The 14,900-nt window shown below is 64.2% G+C and carries 14 protein-coding genes; 10 read left to right on the plus strand and 4 right to left on the minus strand.

What is annotated here, in order from left to right:
* Window positions 1-59: 59 nt before the first annotated feature.
* The 5 genes from ahpF to AC1KVG_RS06035 all read left to right on the plus strand — a co-directional run bounded on the left by ahpF (window position 60) and on the right by AC1KVG_RS06035 (window position 5,322).
* A complete protein-coding gene (gene ahpF / locus AC1KVG_RS06015) occupies window positions 60-1,652 on the plus strand; it encodes an alkyl hydroperoxide reductase subunit F (RefSeq protein WP_481093762.1) in 1,593 nt (530 codons plus the stop codon).
* A 91-nt stretch (window positions 1,653-1,743) separates the two neighbouring features.
* On the plus strand, window positions 1,744-2,685 hold the full coding sequence (locus AC1KVG_RS06020; RefSeq protein WP_168957007.1) for a LysR substrate-binding domain-containing protein: 942 nt from the start codon (window positions 1,744-1,746) through the stop codon (window positions 2,683-2,685).
* Between the two features lie 447 nt (window positions 2,686-3,132).
* The gene (gene rnk / locus AC1KVG_RS06025) at window positions 3,133-3,564 is read left to right on the plus strand and encodes a nucleoside diphosphate kinase regulator (protein WP_023902775.1); all 432 of its coding nucleotides are present in this window, start codon (window positions 3,133-3,135) and stop codon (window positions 3,562-3,564) included.
* A gap of 61 nt (window positions 3,565-3,625) precedes the next feature.
* The gene (gene tal / locus AC1KVG_RS06030) at window positions 3,626-4,594 is read left to right on the plus strand and encodes a transaldolase (RefSeq protein ID WP_176339557.1); all 969 of its coding nucleotides are present in this window, start codon (window positions 3,626-3,628) and stop codon (window positions 4,592-4,594) included.
* Window positions 4,595-4,752: 158 nt separating this feature from the next.
* Window positions 4,753-5,322, plus strand: a complete 570-nt coding sequence (locus AC1KVG_RS06035; RefSeq protein ID WP_481093763.1) for a type 1 glutamine amidotransferase family protein — start codon at window positions 4,753-4,755, stop codon at window positions 5,320-5,322.
* A 262-nt stretch (window positions 5,323-5,584) separates the two neighbouring features.
* Here AC1KVG_RS06035 and msrA read toward each other — a convergent pair whose 3' ends face one another.
* Together msrA and AC1KVG_RS06045 are read right to left on the minus strand one after the other, a co-directional pair.
* Window positions 5,585-6,235, minus strand: a complete 651-nt coding sequence (msrA, locus tag AC1KVG_RS06040; protein ID WP_023902772.1) for a peptide-methionine (S)-S-oxide reductase MsrA — start codon at window positions 6,233-6,235, stop codon at window positions 5,585-5,587.
* Between the two features lie 83 nt (window positions 6,236-6,318).
* Entirely contained in the window at window positions 6,319-6,834 is a 516-nt protein-coding gene (locus AC1KVG_RS06045; RefSeq protein ID WP_104550462.1) for an SgcJ/EcaC family oxidoreductase, read from the minus strand.
* 124 nt (window positions 6,835-6,958) lie between these two features.
* Here AC1KVG_RS06045 and AC1KVG_RS06050 point away from each other — a divergent pair, with 124 nt between their 5' ends.
* From AC1KVG_RS06050 to AC1KVG_RS06060, 3 genes are read left to right on the plus strand one after another with little or no spacing between them, the layout of a single operon-like run.
* On the plus strand, window positions 6,959-7,666 hold the full coding sequence (locus AC1KVG_RS06050) for a helix-turn-helix transcriptional regulator (protein ID WP_317061781.1): 708 nt from the start codon (window positions 6,959-6,961) through the stop codon (window positions 7,664-7,666).
* Window positions 7,663-9,573 (plus strand): ATP-binding protein, encoded by a 1,911-nt coding sequence (locus AC1KVG_RS06055; protein ID WP_481093764.1) that lies wholly within the window; start codon window positions 7,663-7,665, stop codon window positions 9,571-9,573. Before AC1KVG_RS06050 ends, AC1KVG_RS06055 begins: the two co-directional genes overlap by 4 nt.
* Window positions 9,570-10,034, plus strand: a complete 465-nt coding sequence (locus tag AC1KVG_RS06060) for a response regulator (RefSeq protein WP_006452452.1) — start codon at window positions 9,570-9,572, stop codon at window positions 10,032-10,034. Before AC1KVG_RS06055 ends, AC1KVG_RS06060 begins: the two co-directional genes overlap by 4 nt.
* Window positions 10,035-10,597: 563 nt before the next feature.
* Here AC1KVG_RS06060 and AC1KVG_RS06065 read toward each other — a convergent pair.
* Complete coding sequence (locus tag AC1KVG_RS06065; RefSeq protein ID WP_481093779.1) at window positions 10,598-10,828, minus strand: putative signal transducing protein; 231 nt, start codon at window positions 10,826-10,828, stop codon at window positions 10,598-10,600.
* Between the two features lie 2 nt (window positions 10,829-10,830).
* On the minus strand, window positions 10,831-11,472 hold the full coding sequence (locus AC1KVG_RS06070; protein WP_481093765.1) for a glutathione S-transferase family protein: 642 nt from the start codon (window positions 11,470-11,472) through the stop codon (window positions 10,831-10,833).
* A gap of 243 nt (window positions 11,473-11,715) precedes the next feature.
* Between AC1KVG_RS06070 and AC1KVG_RS06075 the strand changes: the two genes are divergently transcribed.
* Window positions 11,716-13,455 (plus strand): glutamine--tRNA ligase/YqeY domain fusion protein, encoded by a 1,740-nt coding sequence (locus AC1KVG_RS06075; protein WP_481093766.1) that lies wholly within the window; start codon window positions 11,716-11,718, stop codon window positions 13,453-13,455.
* A 228-nt stretch (window positions 13,456-13,683) separates the two neighbouring features.
* Window positions 13,684-14,613 (plus strand): DMT family transporter, encoded by a 930-nt coding sequence (locus AC1KVG_RS06080; protein WP_104550468.1) that lies wholly within the window; start codon window positions 13,684-13,686, stop codon window positions 14,611-14,613.
* The last annotated feature ends 287 nt before the right edge of the window (window positions 14,614-14,900 follow it).

Here is a 14,900-nt window from a genome sequence, read left to right on the forward strand (position 1 = left end):
CGACCTGCCTCACCGCAGCGACGCTACGCCCTCCCCTTGCCCATTCCCAGGAGTTTTCCATGTTGGATGCCAACCTCAAGACCCAGCTGACCGCCTACCTGGAACGGGTCACGCGGCCGATTCAGATCAATGCCTCGATCGACGAGAGCGCCGGCTCGCGCGACATGCTCGACCTGCTCGAAGATCTGGTGCTGCTGTCGGACAAGATCAGCCTGGACATCCACCGCGACGACAACCAACGCAAGCCTTCGTTCGCGTTGACCACGCCCGGCCAGGACATCTCGCTGCGCTTCGCCGGCCTGCCGATGGGCCACGAGTTCACCTCGCTGGTGCTGGCGCTGCTGCAGGTCGGCGGTCACCCCTCCAAGGCCACCGCCGAGCTGATCGAGCAGGTGCAGCACCTGGATGGCGACTACCAGTTCGAAACCTATTTCTCGCTGTCGTGCCAGAACTGCCCGGACGTGGTGCAGGCGCTGAATCTTGCCGCCGTGCTCAACCCGCGCATCAAGCACGTTGCCATCGACGGCTCGCTGTTCCAGGAAGAAGTCGAAACCCGCCAGATCATGTCGGTGCCCACCGTCTACTTGAATGGCGAATTGTTCGACCAGGGCCGCATGACGCTGGAGCAGATCGTCGCCAAGCTCGACACCAACGCTGCAAAGCGCGACGCGGTCAAGATTGCGGCCAAGGACGCCTTCGACGTGCTGGTGATCGGCGGTGGCCCGGCCGGTTCGGCAGCGGCGGTGTATGCCGCACGCAAGGGCATCCGCACCGGCGTGGCCGCCGAGCGTTTCGGTGGCCAGGTGCTGGACACCATGTCGATCGAAAACTTCATCTCGGTGCCGGAAACCGAAGGCCCGAAAATGGCCGCCGCGCTCGAGCAGCATGTGCGCCAGTACGATGTGGACATCATGAATCTGCAGCGTGCCGAGCAGGTGATTCCGGCCGGTGCCGATGGCCTGATCGAAATCAAGCTGGCCAATGGCGCCTCGCTCAAGAGCAAGACCGTGATCCTGTCCACGGGCGCACGCTGGCGGCAGATGAACGTGCCGGGCGAAGACCAGTACAAGAACAAGGGCGTGGCCTATTGCCCGCATTGCGATGGCCCGTTGTTCAAGGGCAAGCGCGTGGCGGTGATCGGTGGCGGCAATTCGGGTGTTGAAGCGGCGATCGATCTGGCCGGCATCGTGGCGCATGTCACGCTGGTGGAATACGACGACAAACTGCGCGCCGACGAAGTGCTGCAACGCAAGCTGCGCAGCCTGCACAACGTGCGCATCATCACCAGCGCGCAGACCACCGAAGTGCTGGGCGACGGCCAGAAGGTCACCGGCCTGGTCTACAAGGACCGTACCGGCGGCGACATCCAGCATGTCGATCTGGAAGGCGTGTTCGTACAGATCGGCCTGCTGCCCAATACCGAATTCCTCAAGGGCTCGGTGGCGTTGTCGACGCGCGGCGAGATCATCGTCGACGACCGTGGCCAGACCAATCTCCTCGGAGTGTTCGCTGCCGGCGACGCCACCACGGTGCCGTACAAGCAGATCGTGATCGCGATGGGCGAAGGTTCCAAGGCTGCACTGAGCGCGTTCGATTACCTGATCCGCTCCAGTGCACCGGTCAGCGCCGAGGTTGTGGCTGAGGCCGCATAACCGCCGCACAACACAGCGCCCGGCACCGCCGGGCGTTAAGCTCGCCAAGTGCTCACGTCGTTTCCCGTCAACGCAACAAGGGCTGCTGCACATGAATCTGCGTGACCTGAAGTATCTGGTAGCCCTGGCCGACCACAAGCATTTCGGTCGTGCTGCAACGGCGTGTTTCGTCAGTCAGCCAACCCTGTCCACCCAGATCAAGAAACTCGAAGACGAGCTCGGCGTCTCGTTGGTGGAGCGCGCGCCGCGGAAGGTGATGTTGACGCCTGCCGGCCGCGAAGCCGCGGTGCGCGCACGCAGCATCGTGGCCGAAGTGGAACAGATGAAGGAAGCCGCACGACGTAGTCAGGACCCGGAAGCGGGTACCGTGCGGCTGGGCATTTTTCCCACGCTTGCACCGTATCTGTTGCCGCATGTGGTGCCGGGCATTCGCCAGCGTTTCCCACGCCTGGAACTGCTGCTGATCGAGGAAAAAAGCGACCAGCTCATCCATCAGTTGCGCGAAGGGCGCCTGGATGCCGCGCTACTCGCACTGCCAGTGCAGGACGATCAGCTGCACGCAGAATTCCTGTTCGAAGAACCCTTCGTGCTGGCGGTGCCGGAAGGCCATCCGCTGACGCGCCACGACAGCATGACGCTGGACGACTTGTCCGAGCAGCGCCTGTTGTTGCTGGAAGATGGCCATTGCCTGCGCGAACAGGCCCTGGACGTGTGCCATCTGGCCGGCGCGTTGGAAAAATCCGAGTTCCAGGCCACCAGCCTGGAAACCCTGCGCCAGATGGTGGCCGCCAATGTGGGCGTCACCTTGTTGCCGCTGCTGGCAGTCAAACCGCCGGTGGCACGTTCGGAAAACATTCGCCTGATCCGCTTCCGCGAAGACAAGCAGCCCAGCCGGCGTATCGCAATGGTCTGGCGCCGCAGTTCGGCCATGACCGCGTTTCTGGAGCAGCTGTCGCAGTTGTTCAAGGAATTGCCGGAAAGCCTGTTCACCCTGGACCAGCCGACTAGCGGCCCCAAGGCGGTCGCTGCCTGAGGATTTGGGATTTGGGATTTGGGATTTGGGATTTGGGATTCGGGATTCGGGATTCGGGATTCGGGATTCGGGATTCGGGAAATTGTTTCACGGCTGCGGTCGCTTCGCGCGATGCTTTCTCACCTGCCACCGCACATAAGCGACGCGCGAGCGTCGTTTCTTGTTTGGCTTTTGGTTACTGCGCGAGGCATCTGAAAACACACGGCGGCCTCCGCGTCATTGGCATGCGGCAGACTCCAACCCGGTTGCTTGCGACCATGGGCTGACGCATTGGCGCGCTTGCCTGACCCTTTGGCCAATGCTGGCAACCTGCAAAACCGCGTCTGCCTCACTCAGCAAGCACGATGCCTTGCGCTACCTGGCCGCGCATTGCGATCGACCAACGGCGCCCTCATCTTGTAGATGACGCTCACCGTGTTGGCGAGCCGTCGTCGTCAGGAGATTGCCATGCCTTCGCAACACCACAGCGGCTTGCCGCCGTCCATTCTTGTGTCCAGCCATGACCTCGCCCGTCTCGAGGCATTGCTCGATTCGCCCGCGTTCAACAAGCATCCCGCCGCCACTGCGCTGAGCGACGAACTGGGCCGCGCACGCGTTGTGCCAGCCGATCAGATTCCCGGCGATGTCGTCACCATGTACTCCCGCATCGACTGCGAAGATGAGCTGCATGGCGAACGACATACGCTCACCCTGGTGTATCCGCACGAGGCCGATGTACAGCACGGCCGCATTTCAGTGCTCGCGCCGGTTGGCAGTGCGCTGCTTGGCCTGTCGGTCGGCCAGAGCATCGATTGGCGCACGCCCGACGGACGCGACCTGCGCCTGCGTGTGACCGCCGTGCACGACCAACATGCATTGGCCGACGACTTACAACGCTGAGCGCGCTAACGTAACGCGCTGCGTCCTATCCACGACCCGTCCACGATCCGAGAGAACCCGCATGACTGCATCCCCATCCAAGCTTGCTCAACTGCGTGAGCTGTCTGTCGTCGTTGCCGACACCGGCGACTACGACGCCATCAAGCGCCTGAAGCCGGTCGACTGCACCACCAATCCCACGCTGGTCAAAAAAGCGCTGGACCTGCCGGTCTATGCGGAGTTGATCGAGCAGGAACTGGCCTGGGGCCGCGAACACGGCGGCGACGATCGCACGGCCACCGTCAACGAAGTCGCCGACCGTCTCACCGTCGGCGTGGGCACCAAGCTGTCCGAACTGGTGCCAGGGCGCGTCTCCACCGAGGTCGATGCCGACCTGGCGCACGACACCCAAGCCACCATCGCCAAGGCGCGCAAGTTCATCGCGATGTATGCCGAGCGCGGCGTGTCCAAGGACAAGATCCTGATCAAGATCGCAGCGACCTGGGAAGGCATCGAAGCGGCCCGCCAGCTGCAGCTGGAAGGCATCGACTGCAACCTCACCTTGATCTTCAACCGCTCGCAGGCGCTTGCCTGCGCAGAAGCCGGCGTGTTCCTGATCTCGCCGTTCGTTGGCCGCATCCTGGATTACTACGTCGCCCAAGGGCAGACCCCGGCCAGCATCGACGAAGATCCGGGCGTGGTGTTCGTGCGCACGGTGTACAACGAATTCAAACAGCGTGGTTCGTCCACGGTGGTGATGGGCGCTTCGTTCCGCTCCACCGCGCAGATCGAAGCGCTGGCCGGTTGCGATCGTTTGACCATCTCGCCAGAGCTGTTGGAAAAGCTCGATGCCGAACACGGCGAGTTGCCGCGCAAGCTCTCCCCTGCGCAAGCAGACAACGCACAGATCACCCCGATCGACAGCGACAGCTTCGCCACCGATCTGGCCGCCGACCCAATGGCCACCGACAAGCTGGCCAGCGGCATCGACACCTTTGCCAAGGATCTGCAGGCGCTGCGCAAGACCATCGCCGACAAACTCGCCGGCTGATTGCCTATCACGGTTGTGTGACGCCAACGCTCGCGGCTTATCAGCCTGCGGGCGTTGTCGTTTCTGGGATTTCGTTCAGCGCCATCCTCCACACAACGCTTACAACCGCCGCGCGCGCACTGCCTAGAATCCGGATTCCTCAACTGGCGTAGCGGACAATGGCAAACATTGCAGTGATGATGGTCGACGGCGTAGCCGATTGGGAAATCGGCGTCGTACTGCCGGCGGCGCGTGAATGGTTCGGCGACCAGGTTGCCATCGCCAGTATCGACGGCCAGCCGGTGCAGTCGATTGGCGGCTTGCGCATCACACCGGACTTCGCGCTTTCCGATCTGGCACCGCTGGAGGCCGATCTCTGGATCCTGCCCGGCAGCGAACGCTGGCAGGCCGGCGAGATTCCCGGACTGAGCGGCCTGTTGGTCGAACGCGTGCAACAGCAGCGCCCGGTCGCTGCAATCTGCGGCGCCACCATCGCATTGGCCTATGCCGGTTTGCTCGACGACCGCCCTCACACCAGCAACGCACTGGCCTTTCTGCAGGAACACGTAGTGCCTTATGCGGGCGCTGCACACTATCGCCACGAAAAAGTCGTCACCGCCGACGGCGTGATCACTGCGCCCGGCACCAGCCCGGTCGGTTTCGCGCTGGCCTGCATGCGACTGCTGCATCCGGAACGCACCGACATGCTCGCGCAATTGCGCGGCATGTTCGCCGGTGAGTTCGTCTGACCTGAAAGATGTGAGCCGGCGGATCCGAACCGGCGCAGCTGATTCGCTGCACGCATTGCATCGCCGCTCCGCCGCGGCGTCGCAGGCATCGCCTTGCGACCGCCACAAAAAAAAGATGGCCACGTTGTCTCCAACGTAGCCATTCAAGTTGCCTGGCATGCACTCCCATGCGCTGCCTGATCGTGATAACGCTGCCGGTCACTGTTGGCCATCGGCACGTCACCACAATGGATGACAGCGCTCAATCCGACCCGCCTTTCCGTCAGGCATCCAGCCCGATCGGGCAGCTCACTCCCGTTCCGCCAAGCCCGCAATAGCCATTGGGATGCTTGGCGAGATATTGTTGGTGATCGTCTTCGGCGTAATAGAACGTGGGCGCCGGGAAACGGATCTCCGTGGTGATTGCGCCATACCCGGCTGCGTCCAGTTGTTGCTGGTACGCATCGCGGCTGGCCAGCGCAGCGTCGTATTGCTGCTGTGTCGTGCAATAGATCGCCGAGCGGTATTGCGTGCCGACGTCATTGCCTTGCTGCATGCCCTGGGTGGGGTCGTGGCTTTCCCAGAAGGTGCGCAGCAATTGCGCAAACGACACCGCCTGTGCGTCATAGACCACCAGCACCGCCTCGGTGTGGCCGGTCTGTCCGGAACACACTTCGCCGTAAGTGGCATTGGGCGTTTCGCCGCCGGCGTAACCCACTGCCGTGCTGTACACCCCTGGCACGTTCCAGAACTTGCGTTCTGCGCCCCAGAAGCAGCCAAGCCCGAATTGCACCTGGGCCAGGCCGGTGAACTCCCCGCGCAACGGATGGCCGTTGATCAGGTGCGTGTTGTGCAGCGGCAGCGCTTGCTCGCGCCCCGGTAGTGCTTCGCCTGGACGTGGCATGCGTTGCTTGAAAGCGCCGATTCCCAGCATGGTGCAACTCCCGCGTGTGTAAGGGTTGCCTGCTGGATGGCGCCGGCCGTAGCGGCTTTCAAGCCACTACGGCCAATACGGCATTACTTCTTGGTCAACGAGGCAGTGGCGGTGTCCACTTCCGGCATCGCCGAGCTGTGGTGGTTGATGATCAGCCACTTGTCATCACGCTTTTCGTACACGAAGGTGTAGCGCGCCTGCACCTTGCTCTTCTTGCCGTCCTTGTCGGTCAGCGTGAAGGTATAGACACCGGCGTCCACCGCGCTGTCTTCATCGAGTACGCGCACGGTGCGGTAGTTGACGACGCCCTGCGGCTTCTTGGTCAGGAACATCTCGAAGTACTTTTCGATCTGCGCCCGCGAAGCGCGCACTTCGTTGGAGACGGTCGGCAGCAGCACGCCGTCCGGTGCGTACAGATCGGCAACCTTGTGCGGGTTGCCGGTGGCCAGCGCCGCGTTCCAGGTGTCGAACAACGCCGCCACTTCGCGCTCTTCGCCATCGGCAGGCAGCTTGGCCTTGTCGGTGTAGTGCATCACGCCGCCAGCCAGCGCCGGGGTGGCAGCCAGAGCCAGAACCAGAGAGATAAAGGTGCGACGCATGGGGAATCTCCGTGTAGTTGATGGGGGTGCCTCATCGGGCAGGCTCAGTATCGAAATCGCCCGGCCTCGAAAATTCTGCCGAGTGGCATATACTCAAATATGCTGATCGGCCTAGAGGCAAGACATGGAAACCCCCACCAATGCTGGCGATTGGCGCCTTGCGCTACGGCGCGACGCCTCCGATAGCGCACGTTGGCAAGCGCTCTGGGAGACCGCTGTGGCGCTACGGCAGGCACAGACCCCGGAGCAGGCCTGCGATGCGGTGCTGGGGCGCGTGTTGCTGTTGCTGGGCCTGGAACATGGCGCGGTGCTCGCGCAACGCGGTCCGCGCGCGCAGGTACTCGCCAGCCGCGGCCGCGCACTGCCGCCCGGCGCCAGCGCTGCCGGCGACAGCCATGAAGCGAGCTGGTTGATGCCACCGCGCCCGGCCGATATGCGCGAAGCCAAGGTACAGATCCATGCGCTGGGTACCACCCACGGCATGCTGTGCGTTGCCTGGAATGACAGCCGCCCGGCACCCGGCAACGACGATGTGCAGGCGCTGCAAGCGTTCGCACTATTGCTGCCGGCAATGGTGGCCGAACCGGCCAAACCGCTCGCCACGCGCCGGCGTAAGCCGGTGCAGGACGATCGCCTCAGCGCGCTGAGCAAACGCGAGAAACAGGTGCTCTCGCTGCTCCCGCGCGGGCTCACCAACGCCACGCTCGCAGCTGAACTGGGGATTTCTCCCGGCACGGTAAAAGTGCATGTGGAGCGAATCCTGCAGAAACTTGAGGTAAAAGATCGCACCCAGGCCGCGGTGTACGCGGTCCATGCCGGACTCGCGCTATGAATGCTTTGGCAGTGCGTTGGAACGATTGGCCGATCACCCGCAAGAGTCTGGCGGTGGTGACCTTGCCGCTGCTGCTGCTGGCGGTCGCACTGATGGCGATCTACAGCGTGGAACGGCAGAACATCGCCGCCGAAAACGATGTGCGGCAGACCCTTGAAGTGCTGAGCGATCTCTACGAAGCGCACGCACTCTTGGCAGAAACCGCAGCCGGCGTGCGCGGTTATCGCCTGGTGCGCCGCGATGAATTCCTCACCCCGTATCGCGATGCCGAACCGCGTTTGCAACGCGTGGCAGAGCGGCTATCGCAACGCATCACCGACCCGGGGCAAGCGCAGCGGTTTGCGCGCATCAAACCGTTATTTGCCGAAAAAATGCAGGGCTGGCGCCGTTTGCTGGCACCGGATCTGAGCCGCGAAGAAGAGATCCGCCAGCTCTGGGACGGCAAGTACAAACTCGACATCCTGCGCGCCGAATTGCGCGAACTGCGCAACTACGAAACCGCGCAGTTGCAGGTGCGCACCGCCAAGGCGCAGGGGCTGCGCCAGCGCAATCTCATCATCACCTTGAGCGCGGCGATGCTCGGTGGCCTGGGCGCGGTCTTTGCGGTGGCGTGGTTCGCATCGGCGTTGTCCGGGCGCTTGCGCACGTTGGCGGCCAATGCGGATCGGCTGGGCGAAGGCTTGCCGCTGGCACCACAGCCGCGTGCAGGCGATGAACTGGGCCAGGTCGGTCAGCGCCTGGCGCAGGCCAGCGAACTGCTCGCCGCGCGCGCGGCCGAAGCGCAATTGGCACGTCGCGAGGCCGAAACCGCCAACCGCGCAAAAACCGAATTCCTCTCGCGCAGCAGCCACGAATTGCGCACGCCGCTCAATGCGATTCTGGGCTACGCGCAGGTGCTGGAAATGGATCTACCCGAACCTGCGCACCGACGCCATCTGCAACACATTCTCGGTGCCGGCCGGCATCTGCTGGGGCTGATCACCGAGTTGCTGGATATCGCCCGTATCGAAGCCGATCAGCTGGATCTGAGCCCGGAACCGATCTCGGTGCGTGCCGCCGTGCACGAGGCCCTTGGCCTGATCGCGCCGGACGCGGACAAGCACGGCATCGCGCTGCAACCGGCCGCCATCGACGGGCCGTGGACAGTGCGCGCCGATGCGCAGCGGCTGCGTCAGGTGCTGCTCAATCTGCTGTCGAACGCGGTCAAGTTCAATCGCACCGGCGGCCAGGTGCAGGTGACCGCACAGCCGGATGGCGAACAGGTGCGCATCACCGTTGCAGACCAGGGCGCGGGGCTGACGCCGGCGCAGATCGAACGCCTGTTCACGCCGTTCGAGCGGCTGGGTGCAGAGCGTTCGGCGGTGGAAGGCACCGGCCTGGGGCTGGCGTTGAGCAAGCGCCTGATCGAGGCAATGGGCGGGCACATCGGCGTGGACAGCAGCCGCGATGGCGCGCGCTTCTGGATCGCGCTACCGCAGGGTGACCCGCAACGTAGCGAGCCGGCGCGCATAATCCTGCCGCCGAGCAACGCCGGCAGCGGTGTGTGTCGGTTGCTGAGCATCGAAGACAATCCATCCAACCAGGCTTTGATCCGCACCCTCAGCGAGCGTCGCCCGCAGTGGCAACTGCTCGAAGCGGCCAGCCTGGCGCAGGCGCGCGAGCTGCTGCAGCAAGGCCTGCCGGATCTGATCCTGCTGGATCTGCATTTGAGCGATGGCAACGGCGAAGAATTGCTGCGCGAGTTGCAAAGCCAGCCGGCCACTGCGGAGGTGCCGGTGGTGGTGATCAGTGCCGATGCCACCACTGCCACGTTGGCACGTGTGGGCAATCAGGGCGTACGCGCGTATCTGACCAAGCCGCTCGATGTGGCGGAATTCTTCACTGTGATCGACGGGCTGCTGGCATGACACGCGACGAAATCCTGGGTTCCCGCATCCTCATCGTCGACGACGAGCCGGCCAACGTGCGGTTGCTCGAAGACCTGCTGCAGCGCGAAGGCTTCCAGCAGGTGATCGCCACCACCGACCCATTGCGGGTGATGGGGCTGGTGTCTGCCTTTGCGCCGGACCTGATTTTGCTGGATCTGAAAATGCCGGAGCTGGATGGCTATGCGCTGCTGGAACAACTGGCGCGGCTGTCCGACCCCGGCCACTTTTTGCCGGTGATCGTGCTCACCGCCGACCCCAGCCGCAGCGCGCGCCACCGTGCGTTAGGCCTCGGCGCGAAGGATTTTTTGACCAAGCCCTTGGACACTTTCGAGGTCGCGCTGCGGGTCTGGAACGTGGCCGAAACTACGGTGCTGTTCAAGCGTCTGCGCGCCCTCGCCGCACCGGATGCGGCGCCGCCGGGGTGGCGTCAGCAGAGTTAATTTTTTAGGGCGGATGGTCTGCGGCTTGGCTGTGGGGCCCTGCCCGCCGACCGTCGCGGGACACGCCGCAAGTACGTCCTTGTAGTAGCGTCTGCGCGTCGGATGCTGCGCCGCCGGGGTGGCGCCAGCAGAGTTGGGTTTTTAGAGCGGATGATCTGCGGCTTGGCTGCAGGGCCCTGCATGCCCACCCTCGCGGGACACGCCGCAAGTACGTCCGTGTAGGCTCTTACGCGGCATCCATGCCGCGTAAGGTCCCGTGACGGTGGGCCGGCAAGGGCCAGTCGAGAGTGTCGGTGTGCATGGCTTTCAAAAAAGCAACCAGCAGGCTCTCTGGTGCGGTGTCCTCACCGATTGCGGGACCGTGTGGCGGCATGGATGCCGCCACCGAGCCTCCACGGACGGATTTACGGCGTGTCCCGCGAGCGGTGAGGGCATCGCGCCCTCGACCACCCAGGCTCTTGACCTAGACATTTGACTGCATCTAAGCCACACCACGACTCGAACGAGTAGCTAACAAAACGACTGCTCGACCGCTCGCTACGTCCTGATTGCCGCCATGAACATCACACCGCCCGCGTGACCTCGCCGCACAACCCGATCTGAGCCAGCACCGCCTGCGCCTTACTCAGATGCAGGTCGGCCACGCAGACCTGCAGTACGCCGAATGCGGGTAGTTCGCCGGCGCCGCCCAATAGCGACTCGCCGAACACAAACGCGGTGATGCCCGCATCTTCCAGCGCGTGCTTGGCCAGATGCGCGTCGATGATGTGGCTGGCGCGATACGCGATCTGCATGGTCAATGACGCCCCAGGCGTTCGCGCTCGGCGCCCTGCTTCCACTCGCGTAGTGCCGGCAAGGCATCGAGTGCGGCCAGATAGTCGCCAGCGGCTTCGAACAGCGGAACGCCGTAGCTGGCAAAGCGCAGTGCGACCGGGGCGAACATGGCATCGACAATGCCGAACTCACCACACAGGTACTGGCCTGCGTGCCCATGCTCGGCGCGCAGGCTTGCCCACAGCGCCTGGATGCGGGTGATGTCACGCTCAGCGGCCGCGTCCCAGTGCGCGGGGCCGGGCGCGCGGGCCAGATCCATCGGCAGTTGGGTACGCAGGGCGGCGAAGCCCGAATGCATTTCCGCGGCGGCGGCGCGCGCCTGCGCCCGCACGGCCAGGTCGGCCGGCCAGCCGCGCCCGGCGAGCCAGCGCTCGTTGATGTATTCGCAGATCGCCAGCGAATCCCAGACATGCAGGGTGTCGTCCCACAGCACCGGCACCTGCCGGGTCGGCGAATAGCCGGCGATGCGGGCCTGGAACTCGGGCGTCTCCAGCGGCAGCGCAATCTCCTCGAACGACACCTGGAAGTGCCGCAGCAACAGCCACGGGCGCAGCGACCAGGAGGACAGGGTCTTGTCGCCGATCACCAGGCGGGGCAATGGCATGCGTGGGGCACTCCGAAGGATCGGCGCAGCGTACGCGTCAGCGGCGATGACGGCCAGCCTGGTTATCGCTCGCCGATGCAGCTGGTCCTGCCTGGGGTCGACCACAGAGACCTTGCCAGCCCGGTGCTTGCCCGCAGGTAGATGGCGCGCGATCACCGCCAACTGCCCGGCTACCCACACGCGTCCTACCCCTAAACCGGTGCCACCGCCTAAACTTGTGGTTTACCTATTGCTGATGCGCGCATGTCCGAGACCCTAGCCACCGACGCCACCGCCCCGGCGGAGAAGAAAGACTTCATCCGCCAGATCGTCCGCGAGGATCTGGCCAGCGGCAAGCACACGGTCATCCGCACCCGCTTCCCGCCCGAGCCCAACGGCTACCTGCACATCGGCCACGCCAAGGCGATCTGCCTGGATTTCGGCCTGGCGGCCGAGTTCGGCGGGCTGTGCAATCTGCGCCTGGACGACACCAACCCGGCCAAGGAAGACCCCGAGTTCGTGGTCGCCATCCAGGACGACGTGCGCTGGCTGGGCTTCGAATGGGCGCAGCTGCGCCACGCCTCTGACTATTTCGAGGTGTATTACCTGGCTGCGGAAAAACTGATCCGCGACGGCCATGCCTTCGTCTGCGATCTGTCCGCCGAACAGGTGCGCGAATACCGCGGCACGCTGACCGAGCCCGGCCGCAATTCGCCGTTCCGCGAGCGCAGCGTCGAGGAAAACCTGGAACTGTTCCGGCGCATGCGCGCCGGCGAATTCCCCGATGGCGCGCGCACGCTGCGCGCCAAGATCGACATGGGCAGCGGCAACATCAACCTGCGCGATCCGGCGCTGTACCGCATCAAGCACGTCGAGCACCAGAACACCGGCAATGCATGGCCGATCTACCCGATGTACGACTTCGCGCATTCGCTGGGCGATGCGGTGGAAGGCATCACCCATTCGCTGTGCACGCTGGAATTCGAAGACCACCGCCCGCTGTACGACTGGTGCGTTGACAAGGTGGATCTGGCCGCGCATCCGGAGTTGCTGCAGCCGCTGCTGGACAAGGGCCTGCCACGCGAGGCGGCCAAACCGCGCCAGATCGAGTTCTCGCGCCTCAACATCAACTACACGGTGATGAGCAAACGCAAACTCACCGCGCTGGTGGAAGAACAGTTGGTGGACGGCTGGGACGACCCGCGCATGTACACGTTGCAGGGCCTGCGGCGGCGCGGTTATACGCCGGCAGCGATGCGACTGTTCGTGGACCGAGTCGGCATCAGCAAGCAGAACTCGCTGATCGATTTCTCGGTACTGGAAGGCTGCCTGCGCGAGGATCTGGATGCGGCTGCGGCACGCCGCATGGCGGTGATCGACCCGATCAAGCTGGTGCTGAGCAATCTGCCGGAAGGCCACACCGAGACGCTGACTTTTTCCAACCACCCCAAGGACGAGAGCTTCGGCACGCGCGAGGTGCCGTTCTCGCGTGAGCTGTGGATCGAGCGCGAAGATTTTGCCGAAGTGCCGCCCAAGGGTTGGAAGCGTCTGGTGCCGGGTGGCGAAGTGCGCCTGCGCGGCGCCGGCATTGCGCGCGTGGACGAGGTGATCAAGGACGCTGCTGGCGAGATCGTCGAGCTGCGTGGCTGGCTGGATCCGGAATCGCGTCCGGGCATGGAAGGCGCCAACCGCAAGATCAAGGGCACCATCCATTGGGTCAGCGCGGCGCATGCGGTGGAAGCGGAAATCCGTCTGTACGACCGTCTGTTCTCGGTCGAAAAGCCCGATGACGAATCCGAAGGCAAGACCTACCGCGACTATCTCAACCCCGAGTCCAAGCGCAGCGTGCGCGGCTATGTGGAGCCGAGCGCCGCGCAGGCTGCGCCCGAGCAGTCGTTCCAGTTCGAGCGTACCGGCTACTTCGTTGCCGATCGCCGTGACCACAGTGCCGCCACGCCGGTGTTCAATCGCAGCGTGACCCTGCGCGACACCTGGGCCAAGTGAGTCAACTCCGCACCGGATGGCTACCGTTCGGTGCGGATGCGGCAGTGACAGCTGCAGCGACGCATAGCATCCGGTTAGCGGCGCGCTGCTCGCTGCCACGCGCGTCACGCACCCCACGTGACACCACCTCAGAGCGTTGTCTTCTGAGCTAATGAACAATTGAACAAGCGCAATGGAGCCTGCGTGCCGCACTTCATTGCATGCTGCACGGCATAAAGGAGCAGCACGATGCGTGAGCGCTTGATGGTGGGTGTCGCCTGCGGGATCGGTGCAGGCGCGCTGTGGGGATTGGTGTTCCTGGCGCCGCAATTGCTGGCGGCGTTTACGCCGTTGCAACTGGCCGTGGCACGCTATCTGTCGTACGGCGCGGTGGCGGCCTTGGTGCTGGCGCCGCGCGCGCGCCAGACCGCTGCGCGGATGGGGCGCGCCGAATGGTGGGCGCTGGTGCGTCTGAGCTTGTTGGGCAATCTGATCTATTACGTGCTGCTCGGCAGCGCAGTGCAGTGGGCCGGCAGTGCGGCCACCGCGCTGATCATCGGCCTGTTGCCGGTGGTGGTCACCGTGATCGGCACGCGGGCCGCCGGCGCAGTGCAATTGCGGCGCCTAGCTGCGCCGTGCCTGTTGTGCGTCATTGGCGTGGCGCTGGTCGCACTGGACACCTTGCAACACGATTCCGGCCAGCACGCCAGCGATCGCGCCACCCGCATTGCCGGCCTGCTGTGCGCATTCGGTGCGTTGGCATCGTGGTCGGCCTATTCGATCGTCAATGCGCGCTGGCTGCGGCGGCGCCCGGACCTGTCCGGCGGCGATTGGTCGCTGCTGACCGGCGTGGTCACCGGTGCACTGGCGCTGGTGCTGGCGCCGGCCGCGCTGATTGGCAGCGCGACGCACGCGCCGATCGAATGGGCGAGTTTCTGGGGCATCTCGCTGTTGCTGGGCATCCTGGCCTCGGTGATCGGCAACGCATTGTGGAACCGGGCCAGCCGGGTATTGCCACTGACCCTGGTCGGCCAGATGATCGTGTTCGAAACGATCTTTGCGCTGCTGTACGGCTTTGCCTGGGAAATGCGCCTACCCACGCCGCTGGAGCTCGCCGCTATTACCTGTTTATTGGTCGGCGTGTTGTGGTGCGCGGCGCTGCATGCGGAAGCGAAATGACACAGTCGGCTTGCAATGCGTGATGAACCGCAATGGACTCCACTGAGACGGATTACCCGGCCTCATTGTCTGCACAAGATCAGCTGGTGATAAATCGCTACTACGGACACGACCAAACCGCCGTAAGGCCTGAAGCATGCACGAGTGCGCGGTGCCCTCGCCGCTCGCGGGACACGCCGTAAATCCGTCCGTGGAGGCTCGGTGGCGGCATCCATGCCGCCACACGGTCCCGCAATCGGCGAGGACACCGCACCAGAAAGTTTGCCGGCTGTTTTATTGAAAACCCT

This window comes from Xanthomonas sp. NCPPB 3959 (genome assembly GCF_056675575.1).

What these genes read in the sequence shown, in the direction of transcription:
- AC1KVG_RS06035 (WP_481093763.1), top strand. Translation starts at nt 4,753, where the DNA reads ATGGCAAACATTGCAGTGATGATGGTCGACGGCGTAGCCGATTGGGAA.
- AC1KVG_RS06080 (WP_104550468.1), top strand. Translation starts at nt 13,684, where the DNA reads ATGCGTGAGCGCTTGATGGTGGGTGTCGCCTGCGGGATCGGTGCAGGC.
- AC1KVG_RS06065 (WP_481093779.1), bottom strand. Translation starts at nt 10,828, where the DNA reads ATGCAGATCGCGTATCGCGCCAGCCACATCATCGACGCGCATCTGGCC.
- AC1KVG_RS06055 (WP_481093764.1), top strand. Translation starts at nt 7,663, where the DNA reads ATGAATGCTTTGGCAGTGCGTTGGAACGATTGGCCGATCACCCGCAAG.
- tal (WP_176339557.1), top strand. Translation starts at nt 3,626, where the DNA reads ATGACTGCATCCCCATCCAAGCTTGCTCAACTGCGTGAGCTGTCTGTC.
- AC1KVG_RS06050 (WP_317061781.1), top strand. Translation starts at nt 6,959, where the DNA reads ATGGAAACCCCCACCAATGCTGGCGATTGGCGCCTTGCGCTACGGCGC.
- rnk (WP_023902775.1), top strand. Translation starts at nt 3,133, where the DNA reads ATGCCTTCGCAACACCACAGCGGCTTGCCGCCGTCCATTCTTGTGTCC.
- AC1KVG_RS06020 (WP_168957007.1), top strand. Translation starts at nt 1,744, where the DNA reads ATGAATCTGCGTGACCTGAAGTATCTGGTAGCCCTGGCCGACCACAAG.
- AC1KVG_RS06060 (WP_006452452.1), top strand. Translation starts at nt 9,570, where the DNA reads ATGACACGCGACGAAATCCTGGGTTCCCGCATCCTCATCGTCGACGAC.
- ahpF (WP_481093762.1), top strand. Translation starts at nt 60, where the DNA reads ATGTTGGATGCCAACCTCAAGACCCAGCTGACCGCCTACCTGGAACGG.
- AC1KVG_RS06045 (WP_104550462.1), bottom strand. Translation starts at nt 6,834, where the DNA reads ATGCGTCGCACCTTTATCTCTCTGGTTCTGGCTCTGGCTGCCACCCCG.
- AC1KVG_RS06075 (WP_481093766.1), top strand. Translation starts at nt 11,716, where the DNA reads ATGTCCGAGACCCTAGCCACCGACGCCACCGCCCCGGCGGAGAAGAAA.
- msrA (WP_023902772.1), bottom strand. Translation starts at nt 6,235, where the DNA reads ATGCTGGGAATCGGCGCTTTCAAGCAACGCATGCCACGTCCAGGCGAA.
- AC1KVG_RS06070 (WP_481093765.1), bottom strand. Translation starts at nt 11,472, where the DNA reads ATGCCATTGCCCCGCCTGGTGATCGGCGACAAGACCCTGTCCTCCTGG.